This is a genomic window from Lysinibacillus sp. GW823-FHT02G10, from assembly GCF_058797135.1.
In genome coordinates, this window is the sequence record NZ_JBXAJI010000004.1 from 318,678 (window position 1) to 325,255 (window position 6,578).

At 38.6% G+C, this 6,578-nt stretch carries 1 protein-coding gene, 16 tRNA genes and 1 rRNA gene; all 18 read right to left on the minus strand.

Annotated elements, in window-relative coordinates:
- Positions 1 to 74: 74 nt before the first annotated feature.
- Positions 75 to 4,259, minus strand: coding sequence for an S-layer homology domain-containing protein (locus AC1RFD_RS15590; RefSeq protein ID WP_492475049.1), 4,185 nt, complete (start codon positions 4,257 to 4,259; stop codon positions 75 to 77).
- A 630-nt stretch (positions 4,260 to 4,889) separates the two neighbouring features.
- Positions 4,890 to 4,970: transfer RNA gene (locus AC1RFD_RS15595), tRNA-Leu, on the minus strand.
- 47 nt (positions 4,971 to 5,017) lie between these two features.
- Positions 5,018 to 5,091: transfer RNA gene (locus tag AC1RFD_RS15600), tRNA-Cys, on the minus strand.
- 8 nt (positions 5,092 to 5,099) lie between these two features.
- Positions 5,100 to 5,174 (minus strand) — tRNA-Gly (locus AC1RFD_RS15605).
- 5 nt (positions 5,175 to 5,179) lie between these two features.
- Positions 5,180 to 5,254, minus strand: a tRNA-Gln gene (locus AC1RFD_RS15610).
- Between the two features lie 4 nt (positions 5,255 to 5,258).
- Positions 5,259 to 5,334, minus strand: a tRNA-His gene (locus AC1RFD_RS15615).
- Positions 5,335 to 5,369: 35 nt separating this feature from the next.
- Positions 5,370 to 5,445: transfer RNA gene (locus AC1RFD_RS15620), tRNA-His, on the minus strand.
- 12 nt (positions 5,446 to 5,457) lie between these two features.
- Positions 5,458 to 5,531, minus strand: a tRNA-Trp gene (locus AC1RFD_RS15625).
- Between the two features lie 13 nt (positions 5,532 to 5,544).
- A tRNA-Tyr gene (locus AC1RFD_RS15630) sits at positions 5,545 to 5,628 on the minus strand.
- 9 nt (positions 5,629 to 5,637) lie between these two features.
- Positions 5,638 to 5,713, minus strand: a tRNA-Thr gene (locus AC1RFD_RS15635).
- Positions 5,714 to 5,725: 12 nt separating this feature from the next.
- Positions 5,726 to 5,798 (minus strand) — tRNA-Phe (locus AC1RFD_RS15640).
- Between the two features lie 15 nt (positions 5,799 to 5,813).
- Positions 5,814 to 5,889 (minus strand) — tRNA-Asp (locus AC1RFD_RS15645).
- A gap of 3 nt (positions 5,890 to 5,892) precedes the next feature.
- A tRNA-Met gene (locus AC1RFD_RS15650) sits at positions 5,893 to 5,967 on the minus strand.
- A 26-nt stretch (positions 5,968 to 5,993) separates the two neighbouring features.
- Positions 5,994 to 6,069 (minus strand) — tRNA-Val (locus tag AC1RFD_RS15655).
- 15 nt (positions 6,070 to 6,084) lie between these two features.
- A tRNA-Glu gene (locus AC1RFD_RS15660) sits at positions 6,085 to 6,159 on the minus strand.
- Positions 6,160 to 6,183: 24 nt separating this feature from the next.
- Positions 6,184 to 6,275: transfer RNA gene (locus AC1RFD_RS15665), tRNA-Ser, on the minus strand.
- 5 nt (positions 6,276 to 6,280) lie between these two features.
- Positions 6,281 to 6,357 (minus strand) — tRNA-Asn (locus AC1RFD_RS15670).
- Positions 6,358 to 6,373: 16 nt separating this feature from the next.
- Positions 6,374 to 6,489, minus strand: a 5S ribosomal RNA gene (gene rrf, locus AC1RFD_RS15675).
- Positions 6,490 to 6,578 lie beyond the last annotated feature (89 nt).

Here is a 6,578-nt window from a genome sequence, read left to right on the forward strand (position 1 = left end):
TCTATTATTTGAGGTTTAGTAAAAAAGGGAAATGGATCACCTCGATAAGTGATCCATTCCAACTAAGGATTTACTTAAGGTCCCTCATTTCCAGTACCTTTAACACTTTTTATATAAGACGCTGGTTTTTCTGCGGTGGCTTTTATACGGATATGAATATATTGCGAAGTATTAGCTGGAATCTCAATATAAGTAACACCAGTTATAGTTGTAGCAGTTGACCATTCTGCTGCATTATCTGCTGCAGTGTCGTTGTTATCAACAAAGTATTCATATGTCATCCCAGAAGTTAAGCCGGTTAATTTTGTATAACCTGCTGCGTTAGATGGTATTGGAGTCGCATTTGGAGCAGCAGCAGGCTTTATATCGCTTAATTCAATTGGTAAATCCTGTACATCATTTGCTGGTTGCCCTCCTACTGAAGCTATACGAATATGAACAAATTGACCCGCATTTATCGAAATATTATCAATTTCTGTTGTTCCTGATAGGGGTATTAATGTTGCGCCTGCCCAGTCTGTGCTAATAGATGTCGTAGCATTACTATCTATTATATATTCATACGTAACACCATCTGTTAATCCTGTCAGTTTCATTGTTCCTGCATTAGTTCCTTGTGCTTTCATTGCATTAGGTGCAGTAATTGGATTTACAATTGTTAATGGTATATTCGTTATATTTATTGTTTTTGCATCAGAATAGACTGTTTCATTCACAAATTCTTTTTGAGGCTTCGCTTTATTCAAAGCAGCGTCTTTTAAAGAAATATCGTTACCATTTGCACTCATCGTGATGGTTGTATTTTGTTCAATTTTTGATACGGTTGTTGCACCTAACGTGACAGTTACGGTATTTCCTAAAAGTTCAAAGGTATCATCATTAGCAAAAGCAAACGTAGAATTTGTTTGATTACTTAAAGTAAAATCATTCGCTAAATCAATTAGATTAGCCAAACCAAGATTTACATCCTCTGAGAAGATAATCGTTAACTGATCCCCTACATCTACACCGTTAGAACCATTATCTATGAAGCCTGAACTAATAATAACTGGTGCAGCCTGATCAACTGCTGTCACATGAATCCCAGCTATATTCACTCCATTGATATCTATGATAGATTCATTTGGATTTTGAATAACCTCTGGTGTGAAGTGAGTACCAACCATTGGTTCCACTCTAATTGTAATATATTTGTTTTCACCTTGTGTGTATAATGGATTAGGATTACCATTGCTAAGCAGTGGCGTTCTTCCATTTTTGTCTGTTACTTTTATAGATTCTACAGTAAAGCCAGGGACTGTAAAAGAATCCTTAGTTACTGTCGTTGGATCAATATTTGCTGAAAATTTTAGGCGAATGGTTTCCATTTTTCCATCTTGTGAGCTGACCCCATCTTTACCATCTATCGTAACCGTTTCTAGCAATGGGTTATTTACTATTGTATTAGCAACTACTTGTCCAATCTTTTTCGCGATTTTACCTGCTGACGTTCTTTCTACTACAACAACTACCTTACCAGCAGCTGATGAAATTTTACCATCAGGCGGAAGTGTTTCCCAAGAAGATACATCAGCATTTAATGATGGCTTTCCAGCGTCTGCTGCATTCGCATCATCAAAAACTTTAAAAGCAAACTCATTACCTAAATCTACAGGTTCACCAACTGTAATATTTATTTTATCGTTACTGAATGGATCATCCACTGCCGTAACAGCTAATGGGCTTAAAGATCCGATGCTAACTCGTGTTCTTAAACTCTCTGCATACTGAGTACCATTGTCTGTTACTTTTATAATCGCTACATCAATTTCAGACATCCCATTAGCAAAACCAGAGGAAATCGCAATTGATTTTTCACCATTTCCGTCAGGAAGTATACCCCATTCTAATTGATTGTCTGAAACATCGTATACAGAAATCATATAATCACCTATTGGGGAAGGTAGTTTAACTGTCACTTTGTCTGCCCCAGTAGCATTGTCAGTAACAGTAATATCACTAACTGCTGGTGCATTCGGAAAAGTCGTTGGTACTCCTTTTTCGACTCTTGTGCTTTCAGTTTTTCCGTTTTCTGTAACTGTTACATAAACTTTATCAAGTCCTAGAGGAAATCCTCCTAGAACCTCTAATACACTAAGTGCAGTTGACGTTGTTACTGAAAAGCTTCCAAGAATATTTCCATTTGTACTTGCATCATACACTTTAATTAATGAACCTACTTGTAATGAAGGTAAAGCAATCATATCCTTGCCTGCTGTCGCGTAATTAACCAATTGTATGTGTGAAGGAGCTTGTGATTGATTTGAACTTTGAACATATACCGTCGTTGATAAACTTGCTGGTATGTTCCCACTTGCTGCATACCGTACTTCATAGTTTCCTGCACCTAAGCCAATAATTTCTGTTGCTAATAAAGGTACATTCGTCCAACTTGTGTCTGTAACTAGTTTATATTGATATTTCTTACTTGCATTTAAACCTGTAATCTTACCATCATTTCCTACTAAAGTTGGAGACACCCCTTGTAAACCCTTTGGTGCTGATGGTGCTACGGGAACTGTTGTATCAATAGACCCGCTACCTGAGTTATCAGATGACGTATCGGATAAATCTGGGTTTTTTGTTCCAGCAACTCGTTCGACATTGCTTTTTACAGAATTATAATTTTGAATTATATCAGCAGGTTTTGAACCTGTTGGAATAACAAGGTTGCCAATTTTGGTTTCTGTTCCTATTGTAACTTTTGTTTCTCTATTAAGTGTTTCAAGATTACTTACTCGACCGATTGTTTGCAGATTTACATTTGCACTTGTCATAAGAGATAGATTAACAATGTCACTTTTACCAGATAATTTAACCTCACCTGTAGTTGTTACTTGTAAAGAAGTTACATTTGAGTTAATGACAACGTCAGTAGCTCCCTGGACAATCAATACTTTAGGAAGCACCACTGAACTTCCAGCAGTTAATATTGCATTGCTATTAACAACAATCTCTCCTACTGTAGATGCTCCAGATGTTTTCGATAGGAAAATAACATCAGCATTTTTATCCACACCCACATCACCCAATTGAAATTCACTGAAAACTACTCTTCCTCTTACTTTAGTTTCATTCGCAGCTATAGGTAAGTTATTCATAGATGCAACCTTTGCTCCAAAAGATTTATATGCATTAGTTTGATTTGCTAGTTGCAAAGTATCATCAATCGTCGTTTTACCTTCCACTTTCAAGAATTCAGAGTAGAAAGAATTCTCAACGCCTTTACCAACATGTAAATCGCCTTTAATGCTGATATTCTTCATTGTGATGTAATCGCTATTTACAATGACAGTAGAATCGATAGTTGCACCTTTTCCATCAAAGACAGCATGATTTACATAGGGGTTATTAGTATCAGTACTTGGTGTACCTTTTGCAGTTAATTCAATAGATTGTATTTGTTCAATTTTATTCCCTTTTATAGTTAGTTTTAAGTTGGCACCTTTTAATGTCGCTAGATTACTCGGATTAATCCATTTCTTTTGATCATCTGAAAGTGTGTATGTACCTTCTAAAGTCACCAGTGTCTCATCTGTAATATTGGAGATTGTCTCATTCACATGAGCAGGAACAGGTGTTATTTTGTTTTCACTACGGTAAATGAACGCTGCTAGTTGTCCACGAGTCACACTTTTATTAGGCGAAAATGTTGTTGGGGTTGTTCCGGATGTGATTTCATTTTCAATCAATACCCCAACATAATTATTAAACCAATCATCTTGACTCACATCTGTAAAGTTTATTTTTTGTTGAGAATTTTCTGATTTTAAATCATAGGCTAATGAGATAATTTTTGCCATCTGTGCACGAGTCACAGGATCATTCGGTCTGTATTCCCCTTCAGATCCCACAATAATTCCTTTATCGGCTAATGCAGCAATATATTTATAGAAACTATGCTTTTCAGAGACATCTTTAAATCCTGGGTTCTTAATATTAGTTGTATCTAAATCTAATGCAAGTGCGATGATTTTTGCAGCATGGGCGCGAGTTAAAGGTTCGTTTGGACGGAAAGTACCATCTTCATAGCCACTTATAATATTACGTGCATGTAAACTATTTACTGCTTCATAAAAGTATGCATTTGACTGTACATCTTTGAATTTAGTTGCAGCTGCGTTAGCATTTGGTATCACTGTCACTAAACTACTTACCACAACAGATGCTGTAACTGTAGATGCTATTATCTTGTTAAAATTTTTATTCTTTTTTTTCATAATCTCACATTCTTTCCCTCATTATTGATGGTGACTTATTTACTAATAAATAGTAATTTGCGATATATCTTTTTGTATGTTTTTTTAAATTGGAATATCTCCCTTTCTTATTATAATTCCACAATGGTTTTTGGGTAGTTATTACCAAATATTTTAGATATATCCTTTTTTACTTTCCATTTTAGAGAAATTAGTCTACCTATCATACAAATGTGGTAAAAATATTTTATAATAAATAGTAAAATTAATATATATAAATTTTCAATTAATAGAACAAAAATTTTAGTTCAACTTCATGCATGACCCATACGTTGTGATTGATGTTTTCATGTTTCATCGATACAAAACATATCTTAATGCCACTTGTTTCTAAGTGAAGGAAGAAACTAAACTCTGTCTTGTCATTTTCTGCTTTTAAGAGGCAAGTACACATTAATTTATCAGTTAACGTTACCATAATGAACGTAGATTATATTAAATAACTTTAGTTTGCTAATAATATAGCTGCTGTAAAGCAACAATATGACCCATTCAGTCCTCCGCTCCTTTATCTATGTTTATATACTTTCTATAATTTTTTACAACAAAAAAAGAATCCCTGATATATCAAGGATTCTTCGTTGTAATTGATACCGGTGGTCGGGGTCGAACCGACACTCCAAAGGAACACGATTTTGAGTCGTGCGCGTCTGCCAATTCCGCCACACCGGCATAATGGAGATAAAAAAAATCGGATAAACCGATTGACAGTTAAAATATGGAGGCGGCAACCGGATTTGAACCGGTGATAAGGGTGTTGCAGACCCGTGCCTTACCACTTGGCTATGCCGCCGTCATACATGGAGCGGAAGACGAGGTTCGAACTCGCGACCCCCACCTTGGCAAGGTGGTGTTCTACCACTGAACTACTTCCGCAAAAATGGCTGGGGTACTAGGATTCGAACCTAGGCATGACGGAATCAAAATCCGTTGCCTTACCGCTTGGCTATACCCCAACAATGGGGCGACTGATGGGAATCGAACCCACGAATGCCGGAACCACAATCCGGTGCGTTAACCACTTCGCCACAATCGCCATTGTATTATGATGTTTATTAATTTTATATTAGATGGGGCGACTGATGGGAATCGAACCCACGAATGCCGGAACCACAATCCGGTGCGTTAACCACTTCGCCACAATCGCCATAAAATTAATTGGCAGGGGCAGTAGGAATCGAACCCACACCAAAGGTTTTGGAGACCTCTATTCTACCGTTGAACTATGCCCCTAAAATAATAAAACTGGTGGAGGGGGACGGATTCGAACCGCCGAACCCTAAGGAGCGGATTTACAGTCCGCCGCGTTTAGCCACTTCGCTACCCCTCCGGGAAAATCTGGTGCCGGCTATAGGAATCGAACCCACGACCTACTGATTACAAGTCAGTTGCTCTACCTGCTGAGCTAAACCGGCAAAAAAACAAGATGGGTCAGGACGGAATCGAACCGCCGACACTTAGAGCTTCAATCTAATGCTCTACCAACTGAGCTACTGACCCATATTTTAAAATAAATGGCGGTCCCGACCGGGATCGAACCGGCGATCTCCTGCGTGACAGGCAGGCATGTTAACCGCTACACCACGGGACCATTTGGTTGCGGGGGCTGGATTTGAACCAACGACCTTCGGGTTATGAGCCCGACGAGCTACCACTGCTCCACCCCGCGATAATACTATAATGTTGTAAAAATAATGGTGGAGGATGACGGGCTCGAACCGCCGACCCTCTGCTTGTAAGGCAGATGCTCTCCCAGCTGAGCTAATCCTCCATCTGGGTATTGAAATGGTGACCCCTACGGGATTCGAACCCGTGTTACCGCCGTGAAAGGGCGGTGTCTTAACCACTTGACCAAGGGGCCATCGTTTGGAACAAATCAAAGTGCTGGCGGAGAGTAAGGGATTTGAACCCTTGAGACAGTGTTAACCGCCTACACGATTTCCAATCGTGCTCCTTCGGCCACTCGGACAACTCTCCAAGAATGGCTCCGAAGGCAGGACTCGAACCTGCGACAACCTGATTAACAGTCAGGTGCTACTACCAACTGAGCTACTTCGGAATAATTTTAGTATATAGCCTAGCAACGTCCTACTCTCACAGGGGGAAGCCCCCAACTACCATCGGCGCTAAAGAGCTTAACTTCCGTGTTCGGTATGGGAACGGGTGTGACCTCTTTGCCATCATCACTAGACTATTTGAAAGACAATACTTATTATAACATATCTTATAAAAATTACAAGTATATCCTAATATTTTATTCTTTCAAAACTGGATAAACGG